Origin of the sequence: Shewanella sp. UCD-KL12 (assembly GCF_001957125.1) — a bacterium.
Taxonomy (GTDB): domain Bacteria; phylum Pseudomonadota; class Gammaproteobacteria; order Enterobacterales; family Shewanellaceae; genus Shewanella.
On the sequence record NZ_MPHJ01000001.1, the window covers coordinates 836,875 to 858,023 of the forward strand.

16 protein-coding genes are annotated in these 21,149 nt (G+C 44.1%); 8 read left to right on the forward strand and 8 right to left on the reverse strand.

Features of this window, described 5'->3' with window-relative positions:
• The first annotated feature begins 15 nt into the window (after positions 1-15).
• The gene (locus tag BM736_RS03580) at positions 16-1,236 is read left to right on the forward strand and encodes a PQQ-dependent sugar dehydrogenase (RefSeq protein ID WP_076408700.1); all 1,221 of its coding nucleotides are present in this window, start codon (positions 16-18) and stop codon (positions 1,234-1,236) included.
• Positions 1,237-1,567: 331 nt separating this feature from the next.
• Positions 1,568-2,542, forward strand: a complete 975-nt coding sequence (locus BM736_RS03585) for a methylenetetrahydrofolate reductase (RefSeq protein ID WP_076408703.1) — start codon at positions 1,568-1,570, stop codon at positions 2,540-2,542.
• Positions 2,543-2,762: 220 nt separating this feature from the next.
• Here the strand turns inward: BM736_RS03585 and BM736_RS03590 are convergent, their stop codons facing one another.
• The 4 genes from BM736_RS03590 to BM736_RS03605 all read right to left on the reverse strand — a co-directional run bounded on the left by BM736_RS03590 (position 2,763) and on the right by BM736_RS03605 (position 7,024).
• Positions 2,763-4,025 carry a valine--pyruvate transaminase gene (locus BM736_RS03590; protein WP_076408706.1) on the reverse strand — a complete coding sequence of 421 codons (1,263 nt, stop codon included), beginning with the start codon at positions 4,023-4,025 and terminating at the stop codon, positions 2,763-2,765.
• Between the two features lie 400 nt (positions 4,026-4,425).
• Positions 4,426-5,817 carry a HAMP domain-containing sensor histidine kinase gene (locus BM736_RS03595; RefSeq protein WP_076408709.1) on the reverse strand — a complete coding sequence of 464 codons (1,392 nt, stop codon included), beginning with the start codon at positions 5,815-5,817 and terminating at the stop codon, positions 4,426-4,428.
• On the reverse strand, positions 5,753-6,436 hold the full coding sequence (locus tag BM736_RS03600) for a response regulator transcription factor (RefSeq protein WP_076408712.1): 684 nt from the start codon (positions 6,434-6,436) through the stop codon (positions 5,753-5,755). Before BM736_RS03600 ends, BM736_RS03595 begins: the two co-directional genes overlap by 65 nt.
• Positions 6,437-6,484: 48 nt before the next feature.
• On the reverse strand, positions 6,485-7,024 hold the full coding sequence (locus tag BM736_RS03605) for a PepSY domain-containing protein (RefSeq protein WP_076408715.1): 540 nt from the start codon (positions 7,022-7,024) through the stop codon (positions 6,485-6,487).
• A gap of 279 nt (positions 7,025-7,303) precedes the next feature.
• Between BM736_RS03605 and BM736_RS03610 the strand changes: the two genes are divergently transcribed.
• The 4 genes from BM736_RS03610 (at position 7,304) to BM736_RS03625 (ending at position 16,286) form a co-directional block, all read left to right on the forward strand.
• Positions 7,304-8,449: an exonuclease SbcCD subunit D gene (locus BM736_RS03610; RefSeq protein WP_076408718.1), complete on the forward strand. Its 1,146-nt coding sequence runs from the start codon at positions 7,304-7,306 to the stop codon at positions 8,447-8,449.
• Positions 8,446-11,502, forward strand: coding sequence for an AAA family ATPase (locus tag BM736_RS03615; RefSeq protein WP_076408721.1), 3,057 nt, complete (start codon positions 8,446-8,448; stop codon positions 11,500-11,502). The genes BM736_RS03610 and BM736_RS03615 overlap by 4 nt, the downstream gene beginning before the upstream one ends.
• Positions 11,503-12,138: 636 nt before the next feature.
• Complete coding sequence (locus BM736_RS03620) at positions 12,139-13,401, forward strand: peptidoglycan DD-metalloendopeptidase family protein (RefSeq protein WP_076409890.1); 1,263 nt, start codon at positions 12,139-12,141, stop codon at positions 13,399-13,401.
• A 263-nt stretch (positions 13,402-13,664) separates the two neighbouring features.
• Positions 13,665-16,286, forward strand: a complete 2,622-nt coding sequence (locus tag BM736_RS03625; RefSeq protein WP_083699818.1) for a glycoside hydrolase family 3 C-terminal domain-containing protein — start codon at positions 13,665-13,667, stop codon at positions 16,284-16,286.
• A gap of 76 nt (positions 16,287-16,362) precedes the next feature.
• On the opposite strand, the gene BM736_RS03630 is transcribed toward BM736_RS03625, so the two are convergent.
• Complete coding sequence (locus tag BM736_RS03630) at positions 16,363-17,544, reverse strand: AraC family transcriptional regulator (RefSeq protein WP_076408726.1); 1,182 nt, start codon at positions 17,542-17,544, stop codon at positions 16,363-16,365.
• Positions 17,545-17,736: 192 nt separating this feature from the next.
• Here BM736_RS03630 and BM736_RS03635 point away from each other — a divergent pair, with 192 nt between their 5' ends.
• Together BM736_RS03635 and BM736_RS03640 are read left to right on the forward strand one after the other, a co-directional pair.
• Complete coding sequence (locus tag BM736_RS03635) at positions 17,737-18,537, forward strand: sugar phosphate isomerase/epimerase (RefSeq protein WP_083699820.1); 801 nt, start codon at positions 17,737-17,739, stop codon at positions 18,535-18,537.
• 90 nt (positions 18,538-18,627) lie between these two features.
• Positions 18,628-19,404 (forward strand): ABC transporter substrate-binding protein, encoded by a 777-nt coding sequence (locus BM736_RS03640; protein WP_256717694.1) that lies wholly within the window; start codon positions 18,628-18,630, stop codon positions 19,402-19,404.
• Positions 19,405-19,458: 54 nt separating this feature from the next.
• Here the strand turns inward: BM736_RS03640 and BM736_RS03645 are convergent, their stop codons facing one another.
• The 3 genes from BM736_RS03645 to BM736_RS03655 form a co-directional block, all read right to left on the reverse strand.
• The gene (locus BM736_RS03645; RefSeq protein WP_076408732.1) at positions 19,459-19,953 is read right to left on the reverse strand and encodes a hypothetical protein; all 495 of its coding nucleotides are present in this window, start codon (positions 19,951-19,953) and stop codon (positions 19,459-19,461) included.
• Positions 19,954-19,988: 35 nt separating this feature from the next.
• Entirely contained in the window at positions 19,989-20,498 is a 510-nt protein-coding gene (locus tag BM736_RS03650; RefSeq protein WP_076408735.1) for a M48 family metallopeptidase, read from the reverse strand.
• 77 nt (positions 20,499-20,575) lie between these two features.
• Entirely contained in the window at positions 20,576-21,046 is a 471-nt protein-coding gene (locus tag BM736_RS03655) for a DUF3010 family protein (protein WP_076408739.1), read from the reverse strand.
• Positions 21,047-21,149: the final 103 nt, after the last annotated feature.

Consider the following 21,149-nt stretch of genomic DNA (forward strand, 5'->3'; position numbering starts at 1 on the left):
TGAGGTGATTGCGTCATGAAAAAAACACTACAGGCAATTCTTACAGGAGTAGGTTTAACTGGGCTAGGTTTTACAGGAGTAGGTTTATATGACCTAGGTCGTAAAGGCTTGGCTATTACAGGCTTAGCTTTTACAGGCGTAGTTTCAACAAGTATGGCGTTAAGCTTCCCAGCTTATGCGAGCTCTTACGAGCTTGAAGCCATCAATACAGAGATCACCATTCCATGGGGAATAACTCAGCTTCCTAATCGCGATCTGCTTGTGACCGATAGGCTAGGGGAGCTGTATCTTCAGCCCACGAAAGGGGAAGCTATTAAGATCAAAGGGTTACCCGACATAGTCGTTAAACGCCAAGGGGGCTTACTCGATGTGGTACTGCATCCTAATTATCAAGATAATGGCTGGATCTATATCAGTTACAGCGCCGGCACTGAGGACAAGCTTAATACCGCACTTATTCGTGCTAAGTTGCAACAAACAGGCTCAGATTCTGACTCTGACTACGAGCTGATCAATATTGAGCCTGTGTACACGGCCGATAAATATGAAAGCGGCGCGGTACACTTTGGCAGCCGCATTGCGTTCGATAAGCAAGGTTATCTGTATTTCTCTATCGGAGATAGAGGTATGCGAGATGTTAACCCACAAGATATTAGCCGTGATTCAGGCAAAATATACCGCTTACACGATGATGGCCGTATCCCTAAAGATAACCCCTTTGTCGATGATAAAAATGCTAAAACGGCAATCTACAGTTATGGCCATCGTAACCCACAAGGCTTAGCGCTTAATCCACATACACAAGCTATTTGGGCCCATGAACATGGCCCTAAAGGTGGCGATGAGCTGAATATTATTCAAAAAGGTAAAAACTACGGCTGGCCAGTGATAAGTTATGGCGTCAATTACAGCGGCAGCTCGTTTACCGATCTTACTGAGAAAGAGGGTATGGAGCAGCCTATTACCTATTGGGTGCCCTCTATTGCGCCATCAGGCATGGTCTTTGTCACCAGTGAGCGCTATCCAGAGCTCAACGGGAACCTGCTAATTGGTTCATTAAAATTTGCCAAGTTGATCGTCGCAAACTTAGATGGCAATCAGGTTACGAAGCAAGAGGATGTCATGGATAACCTTGGCCGGGTAAGAAGCATCTTTCAGGGACATGATGGTTATATCTATATCGGCATTGACGGCCAAGGTGTGTTTCGTCTAATACCAGAAGTGACTGCAGGTTAACTGGGTTCTCTCTGCCTTCGAACGAAGGCAGATGACATTTTGTTTCTGTTGGTAAATCGAAACATGATTCACTGGGTACTATTTACTTAGCTTCCATTATTATTCCCCTTTTCTGAAAATGCTAAGCCTGTGCGAGTTCAAAGCTAAGGTAAAAGCTGAATCTAATATCGCTATAGTGTTGATTTACATTGGGTTGTTTTATTCTCTGTGTTATTTAGGTTGCTGTTTTAATTGTTGTTTTTAAGTATAATAAAAAATTATTTTATTCAGCCTTAACAACGGACACGATTTAAGTCACAATGAACCTAATATCCATCTAGACGGCTAAAGCATGAGAAAGTCATTAAAGCAGCGCTCATCCGATCATCACCGTGGGATCTACTTTATTGGTACGACCCCACCCAAAATCGATACAGATTTTGAATCAGTCAGTACTATTGCTGATAAACTATTGGCTCGCCTTGATGAGATAAGTTTTGATGGTTTAATCATTTACGATATTCAGGATGAAACCAGTCGCATTGATGCCCCTAGGCCTTTTCCGTTTAAAGCCACCCATGACTCTGGCACGTATGCGCAACTGATCAATCAAAAGTCAGGTAAGCCTGTCATCGCCTATAAAAGTGTTGCCGGCCTTGATGAACAGGGTTTTAATGAGTGGTTGTCCCGTGCTTGGTATCAAAACAGTGTAAGAGACATAGTACTTGTGGGCTCGCCATCGACTCAGGTTGCCAGTTCATTGCCTCTCAATGATGCATACCGTCTGTTAGCTGCACATTCTCAAGAGTTCTACCTAGGTGGAGTCGCTATTGCTGAGCGCCATTTAAGCAAAAAGAATGAACATATTCGCCTGTTAGGTAAGTCGACTCATGGCTGTGAGTATTACATCACTCAGGCTGTGTATAACGCTCAAGCGACTATCGATATGTTAACTAGCTACGCGCAAGAGTGTGAGCTAAATAATATTAAGCCTAATCGAATAATTTTGACATTCTCTCCTTGTGGCAGTGCGAAAACCTTGGAGTTTATCAACTGGTTAGGCGTGTCTGTTCCTGAAGAGACCAGCGAGCGTATTTTGTCGGCTGATGATCCTCTGTATGAGTCCATTAAGGTCAATCACAGTAACCTGCTGCAAATTTTGGCTGCAGTGATTCCGCTTAATATTCCATTGGGGCTCAATATTGAAAGTTTAACCAACCGTAAAACAGAAATTGATGCGTCTATTTTGATGTACAAACTGCTTAAGGGCACCATGGATCAAGCGCTAGCACAAAATCAAATAGATCAATTTGTGCAAAGCAGATAATCCCATCGGTTAAAGCATTAGCACTGAAAGCATTAGTGCTTAAGTCGAAGGGATAAATAATCTGGTGTAGACTCGGCTATGGACTTAGGTTTCAGAGTCCATAAATTGATAAACACCTGCTAAGTTATGGTACCCAGTGTTTAAACTAAATACCAAAACCGCGAAATGAAACCACCACAAATGTTGGAGTAACTTGTTATCTAGCAAGTTACTCTAGCGGTTAAGCTTGAGCGTAAGCCTTATTCACCTCTTCAGCAATGATGGCAATTCCATCACGCATCTTGGCTTCATCTTGTACGTAGTTCATTCGTAGACACTGATGGGCATGATCCCACTTCTCCATCGATTGCTCATCTTGCCCAAAAAAGAAGTACTCACCAGGTACTATTAATACGCCGCGAGCTTTCAGTCGGGTATAGAGCTCCATCGTGGTGATGGGCAGTTCGTCAAACCAGAGCCAGAGGAACATAGCGCCCTCAGGTTTATGAATTTTAAATCGCTTGTCACTGATAGCCTGCTGCAATAAAGACAGAGCAAACTCCGCTTTTTGCTGATAGAAAGGCTTAATCACAGTTTCGCTTAAGCGAAGTAGATCGCCTGAGTCAATCATATGTTTGGCGATGGCGGGGCCAAAGCCGCCAGGTGATAAACTGATAATGCCATTAAGGTTGGTCAGCGCCTCTGTTATCTCTTCACTGGCAATGACAATGCCGCAGCGCACACCTGGCAGGCCAAGTTTAGACAGGCTCATACAGAGTATGGTGTTTTTGTTCCAAAATGGCGTTACCTCTTCGAAGATGATATTCGGAAAAGGCGTGCCATAAGCATTATCGAGAATAAGCGGTACATTGTTATCGCGAGCGAGCTTATCTAGCTTGGCGACTTCATTGTCTGTTAGCACATTACCTGTTGGGTTTGTGGGTCTGGAGACACATATCGCCGCAACTGATTCATCAAATGAGAGCTTGTCAAAGTCCACATGGTATTTAAACAAACGATTCTCTAGCATCTCGATCTCTGGGCGGTAGGAGACAAAAATGTCATCATCGAGACCCGCATCGTTATAACCGATATATTCAGGGGCGAGAGGCAGCAGGATCTTTTTGTGGCTGCCATCAACTTGTTTGCCAGCAAGCAAGTTAAACAGATTAAAGAAGGCGCTTTGGCTACCGTTACTTAGGCTGATATTTTTCTCGCTAATGTCCCAGCCATAGGTTTCCCGTAAAAGATTAGCGAGTGACGCTAAGAAGGTATCTTTGCCTTGCGGGCCATCATAATTGCTAAGGGCGGCGATCAGCTCACCATTGGCTAGCATCTCTGTTGTCGCTTGTTGAAAGTAATCCTGCATCGCTGGAATTGTCGCCGGGTTACCTCCGCCGAGCATAATTGCGCCAGGTGTGCGCAACCCCTCATTGAGGTCGTCCATCAAACGGGTAATACCAGAGTAACGATTAAACTTTTCACCAAACTTTGAAAACTGCATGAAACTGACACCTGAAAATATCGAAATAGCTTAGAGTGCCTGTAGTACCAATATTCAGTGTAAAACGCACCCATTATTTACATTTTTAGTGACTAATTTGGAATACATCATGTTTTGTTAGCAAAATCGTAATTTATTTGTTCAATTGCCCTGTTAAGGCTGATTGAGGTAGGGGAGGTATATGTGCCTCTAGCCATGACAACTATGACTGAGCTATCTAGCTTAGACCGATAGTGTCATGGCACTGTTTTTTGGGCTTGCTCGTGTTTTGCATACTCACTCTGCGTACTACTATCTGGGCACTATTATCTGGGCAATATTATCTGCGCAATATTGTCTGGGCAATACGGCCTGCATAATATTTCACTACATATCAGTATGCTCCACTTACAGCGTATTTTTAGTTTAAAAATTCGACCTGTACAATTAAGCCGGGTTGGTTATCCAGTAACTCAATTTTGCCGTTATGCAGTTGTATAATGGCTTTTACTAAGGTCAAACCTAAGCCAAACCCCGCCACACCACGGCTTTTTTCAATGCGATATAAGCGCTGAAAAACTTTCTCTTTTTCGAGATCAGAAATACCAGGACCATTATCACTAACAGTAAAACCGCGTTGGGTTAACTGAACGCTGATTTGTGCATTGTTTCCGGCGTACTTACTGGCATTTTCTAGCAAGTTATATATGGCTCTGAACAAGAGTGTTGCGTCGCCTTGAATAGATAATGGAGTAGCACTTTTTATGCTGACATCTTGCTGTTTTTCTTCTGCGAGAGGCTCGACTAAATCCACTGCATCGATCATGACTTGCTCTAAATCAACGGCTTTAAAGTGTTGGCTATGGCTCTCTTTTTGTTGCTGAAGCCGAGTCAACTCAAGCATGGCGCTGAAGGTAAATAAAATCTCATCAAGCTTATTTAGCATAGCTTGCAGCTGCTCAGTCGGTTGATTCAGTTGCTGCTTAGCTAATAGCTCAGATTCAATTTGCTGTCTTAAATGGCTCAGCGGGGTACGCAAGTCATGAGCAATCGCATCGGTAATGCCAGAAATCGTTTCAAAGGAGTGCTGCATTTGATTGAGCATGGTATTGATATGTAAGGCCATATGATCATATTCATCGTTATGATCTGATACTTCGACACGTGCATTGAGTTGACCTGACTCAACGCGTAAGGCGACTTGATTAAAGCTGTTAATGCGTTTTAATACTCGCATAGAGAAAACCAAGCCGGTGATGATGCCGAGCAATACGGCCAGTAATAACGCAACGGCTGAGGCACTGATAAACTGTGCTTTAAGCTCATACAAGGATTCATCGTCGACGGCGACAATGAGGGTGCCTGAGGCCATAGGCTGAGCACATCCGGAAACCAGCCTGAGCTCATCAAATTGGTCTAACCAAATCGGGAAGCGAGATAAGCTTGGGCACTGTGTTAAGCCCGCAGGGATTTCGCTAAGCCTACCAAAAAGCTTTTGATCTATTTGATAACTCAGAATGTATTGGCGTGAACTTTGAGCCTGCAGCTTAAACTGCTCAAGAAACTGCTCAGTCGTTAATTGCTCAGCAAGCATGTTTTGCTGAGCAATAATATTAGCCATTTGCAGGCCTTGTTGGCGGTTCATTTGACCAATGCTTAATTGATACAAGACGAGGAGCAAGATGGTCACTACCGATAATAATAAGCCTGTATACAAACGGGTTAAACGCCAGACTGAGTGGGCAGTTTTAACCCTGTTCCACCATTCTGTAACCGACGCCACGTACTGTTTCAAGTAAAGGGGTAAGGCCATCAAATTCTACCTTTTTACGCAATCTTGCCATATGAACATCAATAACATTCGTTTGAGGATCAAATTGATAGTCCCAAACCGCTTCAAACAGTAACGAGCGAGAGACGACTTGTCCGTTATGCTCCATCAAATAGCGTAACAGCTTAAACTCTTTTGGTTGCAGGGTGATTTCAGTTGACCCTCTAAACACCTTACGGGAAAGCAGATCCATTTTTAGGTCTGCAACATGCAAAACACTGGTCAACTTTTCACTGTGTGTGCCTTTGCGCTGAATGAGTATCTCAATACGTACAAGCAGCTCAGAAAGTGCAAAAGGTTTTATGAGGTAATCATCACCCCCTTCACGGAGCCCTTTTACACGTTCAGAAACGCTATCTAAAGCACTTAAAATCAGTACGGGGGTTTGTTTACCTGCATTTCTTAACGTTGATAATACCGTTAAGCCATCTAGCTTTGGTAGCATGCGGTCAAGGACGATTAACTGGTAGTCGCCCTCAAGGGCTAAGAATAAGCCATCTTGACCATTTTCAGCGAGATCAATCTCATAGCCCTGCTCTTGAAGGGCTTTTTGTAGATATTGACGCGTTGTCTGGTTATCTTCAATAACAAGAATTCGCAATGTATTTCCCTAGGGGGAGTGCTACTCCCCCATAAAAATTGGCAGAAATTAGCGCTTCATTACCGGAATGACTTTTCCAGTGGTCACATCCACAATGACACGCGTAAGACCTTGCTCACCCATAAGTTTAAACTTGTAGAATGTAATGCCTTTCTTGTTCTCTAATTCAAACTCAAAAACATCAGCACTGTATTTAAGCTGTAATTGGGCAATGGTGGCGCCTAGATCAAATTTTGATGCTTGTAACTCTTGTAGTGCTAACAGGTCATCATCATCTAATCGTCTTAAACTGTCTTTGGTTTTATGTTTTAACACCGCGCCGTCAGCAAGACTTAATTCGACATCATGTTTTTGCTTCTTTTCCAGACTGACCGCTTCAATATCATAGGTGGCCTGATTATCATGATCATCAATTTCAAACTCGACAATGTGTTTTGCGTAATCTGTACTGACCTTTTCTATCGCCTGCTCTAGGGTGAAATTAGCGCGCTGTATTGCGAGTGCAGAAAGGGCGTCGTCTTCTTGGCCTGCGAATGCTGATAGTGATGTGAAAGCCAGTGCTGCACAGATTAATTTAGTACATTTCATTTTGTTGCCTTAGTTGGTTGTTGGTTGACAACTGAATTCTACCTGTCGCCCCTTGCACCAACGTGGATGAATCATTACAAAAAGTTAATCCCCAAAATTGATCATTAATCTTGTTTTCTGGGTTCGGTAAAATGAGCTTAACTTAAAAAGATTAACACATCTTGGGCGGCTAAAGTGAGTGCAGCAAGGGTTATCATGCTTGTGAAACACTGATAGTTTTCTTACTATAGCTAAATCAAAAAATAGGTTCTCCATCTCCCTCATTTTAATCGAGAATGCATGAAATTTATCCATACTTCTGACTGGCATATTGGCAGGCAGCTTCATAACCAGAGCCTGCTCGACGATCAGTGCTTCGTGTTAAATCAAATTATCGAGCTTGCCACTGAGCATGATGTCGATGCAGTGATTGTCGCTGGTGATATCTACGACAGATCCATTCCGCCAGCAAGCGCAGTCGCACTGCTCGATGAGGTGGTCAATCGTCTGGTCAATGAGCTTAAGATCTCAGTCATAATGATCGCCGGTAATCATGATGGTCATGAGCGATTAGGCTTTGCCTCAAGGCAGATGAATGACAGTGGGCTGCACATTATTGGGCCGCTGACCAAAGATATCAGGGCGATTGAGCTAAAGGGCAAGCAAAGCAGCGCCGTATTTTATGGGTTGCCCTATGCCGATCCTGCAACGGTTCGTCATGTGTTTGATTGTGATGTCAGCACTCATGAAGAGGCGATGGTGACACTGCTTGAGCAAGTTCATGAGCATGATAACCAAGGTTTGCCAAAAGTGGTTATTAGCCACTGTTTCCTTGACGGGGGCAGTGAGTCAGAGTCTGAGCGTCCCTTGAGTATTGGCGGCGCGGATAAAATCTCCCCTAAATTGTTCACCCCTTTTAACTATACAGCGCTGGGTCATCTGCATGGGCCTCAATATAAAGGCAGCGAGCATGTTAGATATTCAGGCTCTATGCTCAAGTACTCCTTTAGTGAGCAACATCAAAATAAGTCCGTGACCTTAGTTGAGTTAGATGGCGAGGGCAAAGCTGGGTTTGAGCTGTTGCCACTAAAAGCCATGCGAGATGTGCGCATCATAGAAGGGGAGTTGGCCGAGCTGCTTGAAACCGGTAAAACCGATCTCAATCGTGAAGATTACCTTATGGTCAGGCTGAGCGATAAAAGCGCCATATTAGATGCCATGGGTAAACTCAGAAGTGTTTACCCTAATGTGCTGCACCTAGAGCGCACAGGCTTAATGAGCGAAAACGGTAAGGTTGAACTGAGCCGAGACCATATCAAGAAGGGCGAGATGGATATGTTCAGTGATTTCTTCACTCAAGTGTCAGGCGATGCAATGACAGAGGCGCAGCAACAAGCGATGACCGCTGCTATCGATGAGCTACATAAGTCGGAGCGCACAGCATGAGACCAATAAAGCTCACTATGTCGGCCTTTGGCCCATTTGCCGGTGTGCAGGAAACCGATTTTTCCGCAATGGGCAATAATCCACTTTTCTTAATCAATGGCCCAACGGGCGCGGGTAAGACCACGCTTCTGGATGCTATCTGTTTTGCCCTTTATGGCAAGACCACAGGCGATGAGCGAGAGGGCAGCCAGATGCGCTGTGACTTAGCCGCAGATAGCCTACTGACCGAAGTGACTTTTAGTTTTGCGCTCGGTGAGGTGCAGTATCGTATTCGCCGAGTCCCTGAGCAGCAGCGAGCTAAAAAGAGTGGGGACGGCTACACGGTACAAAAGCCTGAAGCGCAGCTATATCGCATCGATACAGATGGCGAAGAGCACCTGCTGGTGGCCACTAAGGTCTCAGAAGCGACTGCTGAAATAGAGGGGCTGACAGGACTGGACGCCGATCAGTTTCGTCAAGTGATGGTGCTGCCCCAAGGTAAGTTTCGTGAACTCTTGATGGCAGATTCAAAAGACAGAGAGAAGATATTTAGTCAGCTATTTCAGACTCAAATTTACCGCAAGATTGAAGATAAGCTGAAGTTTCAGGCATCGAGCATAAAGGCAGAGGTGAGAGACCATCGCAACAAGCGTGATGGGATTTTAGAAAGTGTACAGCTTGAGTCAGATGAAGCCTTAACCAGCGAGCTTAATACCTTATCGCCTCAATTAACTGAGGCATTAGCGTGTAAAGATAGCGCTCAACTTATGCTCATTGACGCGAATAAACTGCTTGAGTCGGCTAAGTTACTGGTGAGTGATTTTGATAATCTAGATAAGCTGAATCAAGTCGCTGCCACATTATCTGGCCACAAAGCGGTGATTAAGCAGCGCCAAACTCAGCTTGAGCAAGGGCAAAAAGCCCAGCAGTTACAACCTGTGTTAGAGGGAGTCAATGGGCGAGAAGCCGAAGCTGCTCAAGCAAAGCAGAGACACGCTCAGGTTCAATCAGCAAAGCAGCAAAGTGAGCAGAGATTAGCAGATAGTCAAGGTCAGTTTGATGCGTTGCCTGAACAAGAGCTGCAGCTGCAGCAAGCCCTGGGTGAAGCCCAGAACCTCACCTCGTTAGTGCCGCAGCTCCAAGGGCTAGATTCACTGCAACAGTCTTTAGTTCAGGCAACAAGTTTACGGGATCAAGCTAAAACGAAAGGGATCAATGAAAAGGCTGCATTAGATGCGTTAGTGACTGAGAAAAGTGTCGCTGAGCAGCTTATCCCCCAGTTAGAGCAAGTTGCCAATGAGCAAGTTAGTGCACAGCAAGCCTTAACCGTACAAAGTGATTTGATTGAGCGTTATCAGCAGTGGCAAAAGGCAAGTAGTGAAGCCAGCCAGACCGAGCAGTCTTTGAGCTTGGTAAAAGATAAAGGTCAGCAACTTAAATCTCATTTTATTGATGCGCAAACGAGCCACAGGCAACTGCAGCTAGTATGGCATCGGGGGCAGGCCGCCAGTTTAGCCCAGCAGCTAGGCCCTGGGCTGCCATGTCCGGTATGTGGTAGTGCAGAGCACCCAAATCCTGCACAAAGTGCAGAGCGTTTGCCTACCGAAGAGGAGCTGCAACAAGCGCAGCGAGCCGAGGAGTTGGCCAATGAAGCCCTTAATCAAGCCAGAGCTGATTATTCAGGCCTTAATACTAAGCATCAAGAGCAGGTAAAGCAGTTAGCCGAGCTGCAACAAAAGCTAGGCGATGGCTGCGAGCAAGGTCTTGGGCCGTTACAGTCTCACCTGCAGCAGCTACAAAAACAGCTAAGCTCCGCCACTGCAGCAGCGCAAGATTTAACTAAGCTAAGAGCGCAGATACAGGAGTGGCAGCGACAAGAAAAACAGTTGCAAACTCAGCTCGATGCAGAGCGAGAGCAATTCCAACTTCTGCAAAACAGTGTCTCTAGCCTTAAAGGGCAGGTGGAGCAAGCCTTAGGGGCAATACCTAAGCAGTATCTCAGTTTAGATGCCCTCAATGCTGGGCTGAGCAATGCTAATGCTCGTGTCACTCAGTTTGAGCAAGGCATTAAGCGTATCCGAGAGTCTCGCACTCAAGCGCTTGAGCAAGATGCTGCGCAAAGTGCGGCATTATCAGGGGCGGTCACGAGCCTTGAACAGGCAAAAGCGCAATATGACAAGGCGCTTGCAGAGCTTAATACTCAGTTAGTCACATCGGGGTTTGCTGATAAAGCTGCGTTAACCCAAGCTTTGTTGCCTCTAGATACATTGGAACAGATAGCCGATGAGCTTGCTAAGTATCAACAAGACAGCATTGCTAACCAAACGAGCCTGCAGCAGCTCAATGAAAAATTAACTGGGCAGAGTAAACCTCAATTGAGTCTTCTTGAGTCATCGGTCGCAGCAAGTCAGTCTCAGCAGCAAGAGGCCGAGCAAGCCTGGCAGTTAATTCAAGGACGAGTCACCCAGTTAAGCCAAACTCAAAAGCAGCTAAAAGATGCAGACACACAAGCCAAAAAGCTTGAGGATGAGTATGCAGTGATTGGTACCTTAGCTGAGGTGGCCAATGGTCAAACGGGTAATAAGATCAGCTTACAACGATTCGTGTTAAGTGTATTACTTGATGATGTGTTGCTTGAAGCGAGCCATAGGCTGCAGCTGATGAGCAAAGGCCGTTATCGTCTACTGCGCAAAGAGGATCGCGCTAAAGGCAATAAGGCATCTGGGCTGGAGTTAGAAGTTGAAGATGCTTACACATCAAAAGTTCGGCCTGTAGCGACCTTAAGTGGCGGTGAGAGTTTTATGGCGGCACTGTCTATGGCACTGGGTTTATCAGACGTAGTACAAGCTTATGCGGGTGGCATAAAGCTCGATACCTTGTTTATCGATGAGGGCTTTGGCAGTTTAGATCAAGACTCACTAGATTTAGCCATACGTACCTTGATGGACCTGCAATCTTCTGGTCGCATGATAGGGGTTATCTCCCATGTTACTGAGATGAAGGAGCAGATAGGTACCCGTATTGATATTTTAAAAACGGCCGTGGGCAGTGAAACATCGATTGTGCTGCCTTAGTACTTCTACAACGTATGCGTTGTAGAAGCTTGCGATGCTCTCCTCATGGGGGAGAGCATCCTTGATACATAGCGTCTTATTAGTAAGATTAATGATGTTTTATTTTTTACTTGTATCGCTTTTATTAAGTTGTTTTTAATATCTGCTCAATCAAAGCACCATCGAAGTCCTTTTGCTGAATTTCCACTCCAGATTATGTCGCCACTATTACTCAACTATGGCTAACTATGCTCTAAAGATGGCCCAAGTGTGAATGAGTTATAGTTTTTGCCAGAAGCAAGAAGGCGTTTGCTAAGCAATATTAAGAATTTTTATTCAAAATGTGTAGTCGATCTGTTTGTACTTTGACTCGATTTTGGTATAAGTTATCTCGATTGTTTGGCCCTATGGGTAAACAAGCTAAATCTATAAGAATGTAATAAAACCGTGTGTCACAGCCTGGTATTACGAGTGAAATGTTATTCATTTCGCACTTAAGTATTAGAGTTGGTGACACTTTATTGACAGGATAGCTCCGGTTTTCATAAGACTAAGATGTTATATGGGGCTCAAGTGCAAACGAGTAAATCTTCATTTTTTAAATTTTTAAGTTCTAGGTTTTCCTTTTCTAGATTCTCCTCTTTAAAGTCATCGACCCTGAATGTTCAGGCATTCTTTGCTTCTCAAGAATCTAATTTACATAGAAAAGTCATATTAGGCGCTGGACTGCTGATTGGTGCTGCCATTTTGTGGCCGACCGATAAAGAGTTTATGCCGCAGCGTATTCCAATTGATCTTGATATTGAGACCATCGTTGCTCAACTTACGCCAGCAACGCCGGTAGAGGTTATTAACACTCGACCTGACTTTAATAAGCCAATCTCAACAGGGGATACTTTAAGTGGCTTGTTTGTGCAGGCTGGTGTCGATCAACAAACCATGTATCGAGTGCTTGAAGCTGATTTAAATGTACTGGCATTAGATACCTTAAAGCCAGGAAATGAAATTAAGTTTTGGCTTGATGATAAAGGCGATCTGGAAAAATTAGAGCTATATTTCTCTGCGGCGCGCCAAGTGGTCTTCACACGATTTGATGACGGTAGCTTTAATGTTGATGAGATCAATGTTGAAGGGATCTGGCGTAATAATACCTTAAGTGGAGAGATCCAAGGTTCTTTTTACCTTTCTGCAAAGCGAGCTGGGTTAAATGCTGGTGAGATACAGCGTATCGAGTCACTGCTTAAAGAGAAGCTAAATTTTGCTCGCGACCTTCGCGCTGGCGATCGCTTTTCGGTACTGATGAATAATCAATATATCGATGGTAGTGCGACAGGTACAAGCGATATTTTAGGACTTACAATTCACCGAGGGCGCAGCGATATTACCGCCTTTCAAAATAGTGATGGTAACTTTTATGACGATCAAGGTCGTAGCCTTTCGCGAGCGTTTCAACGTGTCCCACTACAGAAAAATTATCGTATAAGCTCACGCTTTAACCCTCATCGTCATCACCCTGTGACGGGGCGAACATCTCCCCATAACGGTACTGACTTTGCCACGCCAATAGGCACTAAAATTGTGGCACCTGGTGATGGTATCGTATCTCTGGTGACCGAGCATAGATTTGCGGGTAAATATGTGGTGATTGAGCATGGTAATAACTACCGCACGCGCTACCTACATCTATCTAAGCCACTCGTACATAAAGGCCAGCGAGTATCTCGTGGTCAAGTTATCGCACTTTCAGGTAATACGGGTCGTATTACAGGACCGCATCTGCATTATGAATTTCATATCAATGGACGCCCAGTAGATCCTATGAAAGCCAATATCCCTATGGCGAGTAAGCTGAATAAAAAGCAGATGGGTGAATTTGAGCAACTCGTTAAAGTGCGCAAGATGATGATGGGGCAGGCGTAAGTTTTTATCGTTAATCATTGAGTCCATCAATTAAAAATATCAGCCATAGGCTGATATTTTTTTTCCTGAAGTACTTATTTACCCTTCATTAGATTCTTCTAGTACTGAAATTATTGTTTAATAACAAACTGTTGAATGTTCAAGTTTCTCGCTGCAGAAAGTTGAACGTTCAAGTTTGCCCAATTACCTCTGATTGGTCGAGTCTCTGGTAACGGCTTGCTAGTTTGTGAGGAAGATACTAATTATAACGATAAGGCAGCTTGATGAAGTTACCCCGCATAGTGTTCCCTATAACGTTGTCAGCATTAGCGCTTACTGCTTGCAATAATATCGGCACTCCTCAACAGCAGGATCTGTCTCTCGACGTAAAACCCGTTCCTCAATCTGATGAACGCCTAAACGACAGGTTGTCGACTGTGGAGTCGCGCGTGGAGGCGCTGCTTGCTCAGCTCACTTTAGAAGAAAAGATCTCCTTAACTCATGCTAATGGTAAATTTTCCATCGCCTCTATTGAGCGTTTAGGGATCCATGAGATGTGGATGTCTGACGGTCCACACGGGGTACGTCATGAGATTGAGCGTTATAGTTGGAACTCTGCCAACTGGAATGATGACTACTCAACCTATCTGCCGCCGCTCACTGCTGTGGCTGCCAGCTGGGATCTGGATATGGCAACGCTTCATGGCAATGTGCTTGGCAGTGAGGCGCGTCATCGCCGTAAAGATGTGATTTTAGGCCCTGGGGTTAATTTAGCTCGCTTGCCGCTTTATGGGCGCAATTTTGAATACCTAGGAGAAGATCCTTTTCTGGCTGCAAAGCTGGTGGTGCCCCAAGTTAAAGCGATTCAAGCTAACGATGTCGCCGCATCTGTTAAGCACTACGCCCTCAATACTCAAGAGCTCAATCGTATCGGTGTTGATGCCAAACCCGATGAGCGCACCCTACGTGAAGTATACCTTCCCGCTTTTGAGGCCGCAGTCAAAGAGGGTAACACCCAAACCATTATGGGGGCCTATAACCGTTATTACGGCACGAATGCTAACCAGAGTAAGCATTTAGTGATGGATATTCTCAAGGGGGAGTGGGGTTATAAAGGAGTATTGTTGACCGATTGGAATGTGGACATTAATACCTGTGATGCCGCAATGAATGGCTTAGATATTGAGATGGGAACAGATGTTGAAACCTATGATGATTACTTCCTAGCCCAGCCGCTGCTTGAGATGATCAAATCAGGTAAAGTGCCCGTTGAAGTGCTCGATGATAAGGTTAGACGAATTTTACGGGTACAACTAACGATTGGCATGATGGATAAACATCGTCTGTCTGGTCAGCGAAATATTAGTGAGCATCATCAAGCGGCGCGGGTGATCATTGCTAATGGCGTTGTGCTGCTAAAAAATGACGATGACGTCCTGCCCTTAGCGGCTAGTGAAGTAAAAAATATATTGGTACTTGGGCCAAATGCCGAGCGATTACATAGCCAAGGCGGCGGTTCATCAGAGGTTAAGGCGCTTTATGAAATATCGCCCTTGCAAGGGCTTAAAAACCTCCTTGGAGACAGTGTGAATATCAAGGTGATGCGGGCACAAAACAGCGCCGCAGTATCACCTATTGCCACTGATTATATGTCTGCCAGACACTGGACCGGGACGCCTCAGTGGGAGCTGACACGTTTTGCTGATGCGCAGCACAGCACAATATTACGCGCTGATGATTGGATAGCAAGCTCAGCTTATCAAGTCAGTGAGCCGGGTAAGGCTGAGTATGTTCAGCTAAAAACCTCGATAAAGCCACTGGCCTCAGGTAGCCATAAACTCAAGTTGGCACTCGACGGAGATGCGAGCTTATTGATAGATGGTAAGCAGGTACTCACTGCCAGTACACAGGTGAAACAAGCTCATAGGCCAGGAAAGCAAGCTTCAGATGAGCTTGAACTGATTGAGCAGAGCATACAGTTAAACGCAGGGCAGACCTATCACTTTGAACTTAATTACAGTGGCGCAGGAAGTGTCGTGCTGGGCTGGGATGCGCCTGGTACCTTATTTACATCTGAAAGTGACTACATAGCTGCAGCTAAGTCTGCTGAAGTCGTGATCTACTTTGGCGGTTTATCTCACGCCGATGATAGAGAAGCGATAGACAGAGCCGATATGAAGCTGCCAGGGGGGCAAGATGAAGTTATCGCTAAGCTTATCGGTGCCAATCCTAATACCGTTGTCTTCTTAAATGGTGGTTCTGCGATTGAGATGCCTTGGGAGCAACAGGCAAAGGCGATTGTGTGGGGTTGGTATGGCGGTATGGAGGCAGGTAATGCTTATGCTGATATCCTGTTTGGTGATGTCAATCCAAGCGGTAAGATGCCCATCACCTTGCCGGTAAAACTTGAAGATACCGCTGCCATCGCGTTGAATGATTACAACGCTGTTGAATCGCTTTATAAAGAGGGTGTGTTTATCGGCTACCGCTGGTTTGAACAGCAAGGAATAAAACCTCTGTTTCCCTTTGGTCATGGCCTCTCATACACCCAATTTGAGTACAGTGATATCAAGCTCTCTGCCGATACCCTTAAGGGAGGTGATAGCCAAACGGTCACAGTTAAGGTAACCAATACAGGAAAGGTTGATGGCAGTGAGGTGATACAGCTTTATCTTCATGATATTGACGCTAGTGTGCCAAGACCGAACAAAGAGCTTAAAGGCTTTAGAAAGGTGTGGCTTAAAGCTGGAGAGAGTCAGCTTGTATCTATTAGCCTGAATAAGCGCGACCTGTCTTTTTGGGATGTTAACACCAATGACTGGCTAGCCGAGCCAGGGCAGTTTGAAGTTATGATAGGTTCATCGGTTGCTGATATTCGCCAAACAGCCACCTTTACCTACCGTTAAAAGCCTTTTGGGCTGCTAGTTTTAGCAATAAGGCTAGCTGTTTTATTAAATTGAATAGAAGCAGAACAAGGGGCGGCTAAGCGGCCTCTTGCTGTGCTTTTAGGTACTCTTTGCGATACTGGGTTGGCGTCAGCCCCAGCGTTTTTTTAAAGAAGGTGTTGAAGGTTGCTTTAGAGTTAAACCCTGATTGCTCCATAATTTTTAACATCGTTTCTTTGCTATTTTCGCTCATCTCTAGCAGTTGTTTACTCTCTTCGACACGGTAGCTATTGATGAATTCAAAGAAGTTTTTTTCAAAATCTCGATTAATCACTTGTGACAAATAGCGCGGTGGAATTCCTAATTGGTTTGCTAGGTTCTCTAGCGTCAATAGGTGATTTAGGTAGGGCTTTTGAGTTTTCATAAAGGCCAATATTTTGTCGATAATCTCATGATCTAAAGGGGCTTTTTCAACTTTTGTACTCGCTTGCTCTCTGGGGTGCTCAATTCCCTTAAAGACGCTTGAATGCCTAAGGCTGAAGAAGATAAGCACACTGATCAGCAGCAGAACTGTGTAGTTTGAGATAAGCCCTAATACTTCATAATTGATGATAAGGTCGAACTCGAAAGAAGAGAACATGGCAAGTGAAACGAATATTGCATCGGTGCGAATAAAGAGAAATCCAATCACTAATATTTTAAGCCAAGTAAGTGAAACGGTTTCGATATCGGCAAAACAGTCTTTGATTTTCTTTTGATAGCGTTGCAGCTCTATTAAGCACAGTATTCCACAGAATAACCTAAAGCACTCCCTAAACAGGCCTATAAAACGCGATTGCATGGGCTCGTCAGCTGGATGGAAATTGTTAAGGCTGGCGACTTTTGTGGCGCTATCTAGCAGGTACCAAGTGTTAATCTCGTAGGTTATATAAATAAGCAAAGGGGCAAAAAGTAAAAAATCATACTTTTTAAAAACAAACTCTTTGTAAATTAAGGAGCGAACATAAAACAGTAACAGTACAGCTTCGAGCCAATAAGCATAGCCGAACACCTTAAACATATTGGGAGATACATTGATAATATATCCCCTAAATGCCTCGCCATAATTGATTAAGGTGTCGAGAGGAATCGCTGCATATGACAGCAGAAAAAGAGCCAGCAAAACATTGTTGTGTTTATTGCCTTTTTTAAAACTCAGCAGGAAAAAAGCAAATAACACACACTGATAAATAGTGATAATAAGCACGATATCGTGAGTATTAAACAGCACTGTTTTCATATCATTTCCCAAACTTTAATTATTATTTTTAGCGGGTATGGCGTAAATTTTATACTAACGCGAATTGTTGAACTTGTCAGTGGTAGCGCTTACATTTGTTTGTGGTTTTTATTATTCCATGAATGGCCACTAACAATAATTTTTTATATCAAGTGCTTGAAATCTAAAGCGCAGAGGCTCTAAGGAGATAGTTTGAGTGTATTACCTAAGGTAGGCATCCAGCTTTGCTCTGTTAAAAATGAGCTGAGAGAAGATGTAGTACAAACATTAACCTTACTGAGTCAAATGGGGTTTGCTGGGGTTGAGTTTGCGGGTGAGTTTGGTCAGTTTACTGATGATCCTAAGGGGCTAAAATGCTTACTCGACTCCTTAGGGCTTGAGCCTTGTGGCGCCCATATTCAGCTGAGTCAATTCACCGATAACTGCATAGAACAACAGCTGAACTTCTATCGAGCGCTCGGCATAAAGCTATTGATTGTTGCATGGGATGAGCGGGCTTGGAGCGATGCAAACTTGTACGAGCTGATTGCCGAGTTAAATCAATTACACTCTCGCCTTGTTGTTTGTGGTTTTCAGTTAGGTTTTCATAATCACCAACATGAATTTGACCAATTTCAGCAAACCACATTTTGGGATGTGATAGCTCTATCGACTCCCCATGATTTTGTCATGCAGATGGATGTGGGCTGGTTAGCTTATGCAGGTAAAAATCCTCTCGAGTATGTTGAGCGCTATCCTGGCCGTACGTGGTCAACCCACTATAAAGCAAAAATGAGCCAAAGCGTGTCGGCCAGTGGGCTTTTATCATTGCTAGATGAAGACTCTGACTGTTGGTTAAAATTACTGAGCGCCAATATTAACGTCGGCGGTACGCAGTGGGTTGTGATTGAGCACAATGAATGCCAAGCAGAGGGATTAGTCTATGATGATATAGGCCAGGCTAAAGCTCAGTTAGATAAGCTGATGAGAGCGTTCAGTGCTGAAAAATGCTAAGGTTTTCTGTTAACACCTATAATCATACTATATGGCTTATTTTATGGTTTTTGCTATGACTTTTTCACCTTTGATTTGTTGTTTGTGCCTATGAGATTAAATCACTTAGTGAAGGCAATGATGGGGTTGCTGCTTTCACTCTCATTATCAACGAATGCTGAGACACTCACTATTGCTTCTAGTGAGGGGCCACCCCATACCATAGATGATATTCACCATGGTATCGACTTAGACATTGTTGAAGCAGTGCTTATGCGCCTTGGCTATGACGTAGATTACCAATTTATGGGGCTCAAGCGAGCACAACGTGAATTGAAGATGGGCCATGTTGATGTTACTGCGCCTACCTTTATGCAATCTGATATTGAGGGCAGTTATACCTCTGATCCAATAGTTCAATATCAGCCTATGGTGTTTTCTTTGAAATCGAGAAAACTGACGCCAGCATCAATCCTTGAGTTGCAAGGTCATAGCCTGGTCACATTTCAAGGTGCGCCGGGTTACTTTGGTGCAGACTTCGTGAAGCTAGCCAAAGGCAAGCAATATATGGAGATAACAGATATGGCTGCAATTCCTGAGTTGTTAGCCAAAGCTAGGTATGACTTTGCGGTACTCGATAAATATATTTTCTATTACTTTTATCGGCTCAATGATAAAAATCGAGATGTCAGTATTTTTACAGAACATAGGCTGATCCCTGCCGTCGCCGCAAGTGCATCCTTTCATGATGCGGGGATCAGAGATGCGTTTAATAATGAGCTACCAGACTTTTTAAACAGTGAAGAGTGCAAGCTGATATTTGAGCGGTACTTAGGTTCTGCACTGTTGAGTTTGGAGCCGACTAGGCAAGAGTTGAGGTTTAATTAAGAGCGAATAGGTATTTTTGATAATGAATACTTCTTGACTTGATACCAATTGCTATTAGTTTAACCGGCTAACTCTACGGTTAGCCTTTATCGCGCACTGACATCGCCCCGCTTTAAGTGCAGGACATGCATTACAAGGTTGAGACTTTAAAGGTTGGAGCTCTGAAACGATCAGCTTCTCCCGAGGAGATTTTAGTGACGTAGGGATAGCGAGTTGTGCGTTGCTGTCACTTAATGCTGAGGTAGTCGCTGTTTTTCCAGCGTGATGATGCTGGTTATCTGACGTTTGGTTAAGCTCAAAGCTGGCGAGCTTTAATTGATACTTTTGAATTTTTCCTTGGTACTTAACCTGTTTACTGACGCGTTTGGATAGCTTTGCTAGGTTGGGCAGTTCAGTGATCATCTTCAGCTGATTTAGCTGTAGCTTTTTTTTAGCTTTTGCTAATTTGTAAGCATACTTTAGCTGCTGCTTACTTAAAGTATGATCAGTATCCGGATGCATCGAGGCGACCAATTCAAAGAGTAAAACCTGATTATAAATAACAATCATTATCAATCAAGTTATTTTTTCAATTGTTATCTCAGTTACCACTGCATATCGACACCGCTATCTACTAAGGTCAGTAACAGTCTGAGGTCAAACTCTAGTTGGTGATAGTCGCCCTCCATATGACAGCACAGCTGGTAAAATGCTTTGTTGTGATCTTTCTCTTTTAAATGTGCCAGTTCATGCACGACTACCATGCGTAGCAGGGCTTCTGGCACCCGCTTCAAACGAGACGATATTCTTATCTCATTTTTGGCTTTTGTCTTTCGACCTTGAGCTCTAGAGACAAAAGAGTGCAAACCGAGCGCTTGATGAGTTAACGATATTTTGTCGTCGTACTGTATCTTGGCAAGGGGCTGAGATTTACGCAGATAACGATTTTTTAAGCTCATCGTATAATCGTAAAGCGCTTTGTCGGTTCGAATATCATGGACTTTAGGATGACGGTTCAACAACACGGTTTTGAGCTTACCGCTTTTTAGCAGTGCTGAAACTTGCTCCTGAACGGCCGGGGGATAACCATTGAGATATTTAAGCTGATTTTCCATTAGCTTACCCTAGACTCATTTATAGAAGATAATAAAAAAGAGGGCGCTAGGCCCTCTTCATATTGAGTGTTACAGCGTTAGCTATCTGATTCGGAATCAGTCTTGTCACTGCCCCAAACATTAAAGATATGCTGGTTATGGTATGCATAAGCTGCTTCGAAAGCTGGTTGCTGGAAACGCTTCAGACCAAGTCCCTCAAAATCAACCTGTGGCGGATTACGCTTGAGGCGCTCCTTTACCGTAACAGGAGAGATTAAGATAACTGGCATATCAAGCAGTTGAATTGCCGCTTCTGCTTTGAAGCTGGTAGCACTGCCGGCAAGCTTACCTTTTTGCTCACGTGAGATAATGACAACTTTATCGACTGAGTAGTCTTCCATTAGCTTCTTAAATGCGAATTGGAAGTCACGAATAGATTCAGTTGTCTCTGAGTGCGAAATAATAAATGACTGTTGACGGCAATCAGGCACGTTGTATGTTTCGCCTTCATAGCTCAACAAGCTAATTACCGCTTCACCGCCTTTTAACTCTACACCACAAACTTTCATGTTAACCCTTTAAAATTGTTGGTCACGCTAGTCAACGCTAGCAAGTAACCGGAAATTGATATTACAGCCGCTAATCGCTTTAGCGGCGGTGGAACTATTCTGT

Coding starts and splice junctions, on each gene's coding strand:
- BM736_RS03580 (WP_076408700.1), top strand. CDS start 16: ATGAAAAAAACACTACAGGCAATTCTTACAGGAGTAGGTTTAACTGGG.
- BM736_RS03585 (WP_076408703.1), top strand. CDS start 1,568: ATGAGAAAGTCATTAAAGCAGCGCTCATCCGATCATCACCGTGGGATC.
- BM736_RS03590 (WP_076408706.1), bottom strand. CDS start 4,025: ATGCAGTTTTCAAAGTTTGGTGAAAAGTTTAATCGTTACTCTGGTATT.
- BM736_RS03595 (WP_076408709.1), bottom strand. CDS start 5,817: ATGGCCTTACCCCTTTACTTGAAACAGTACGTGGCGTCGGTTACAGAA.
- BM736_RS03605 (WP_076408715.1), bottom strand. CDS start 7,024: ATGAAATGTACTAAATTAATCTGTGCAGCACTGGCTTTCACATCACTA.
- BM736_RS03610 (WP_076408718.1), top strand. CDS start 7,304: ATGAAATTTATCCATACTTCTGACTGGCATATTGGCAGGCAGCTTCAT.
- BM736_RS03615 (WP_076408721.1), top strand. CDS start 8,446: ATGAGACCAATAAAGCTCACTATGTCGGCCTTTGGCCCATTTGCCGGT.
- BM736_RS03625 (WP_083699818.1), top strand. CDS start 13,665: ATGAAGTTACCCCGCATAGTGTTCCCTATAACGTTGTCAGCATTAGCG.
- BM736_RS03630 (WP_076408726.1), bottom strand. CDS start 17,544: ATGAAAACAGTGCTGTTTAATACTCACGATATCGTGCTTATTATCACT.
- BM736_RS03640 (WP_256717694.1), top strand. CDS start 18,628: ATGAGATTAAATCACTTAGTGAAGGCAATGATGGGGTTGCTGCTTTCA.
- BM736_RS03645 (WP_076408732.1), bottom strand. CDS start 19,953: ATGATTGTTATTTATAATCAGGTTTTACTCTTTGAATTGGTCGCCTCG.
- BM736_RS03650 (WP_076408735.1), bottom strand. CDS start 20,498: ATGGAAAATCAGCTTAAATATCTCAATGGTTATCCCCCGGCCGTTCAG.
- BM736_RS03655 (WP_076408739.1), bottom strand. CDS start 21,046: ATGAAAGTTTGTGGTGTAGAGTTAAAAGGCGGTGAAGCGGTAATTAGC.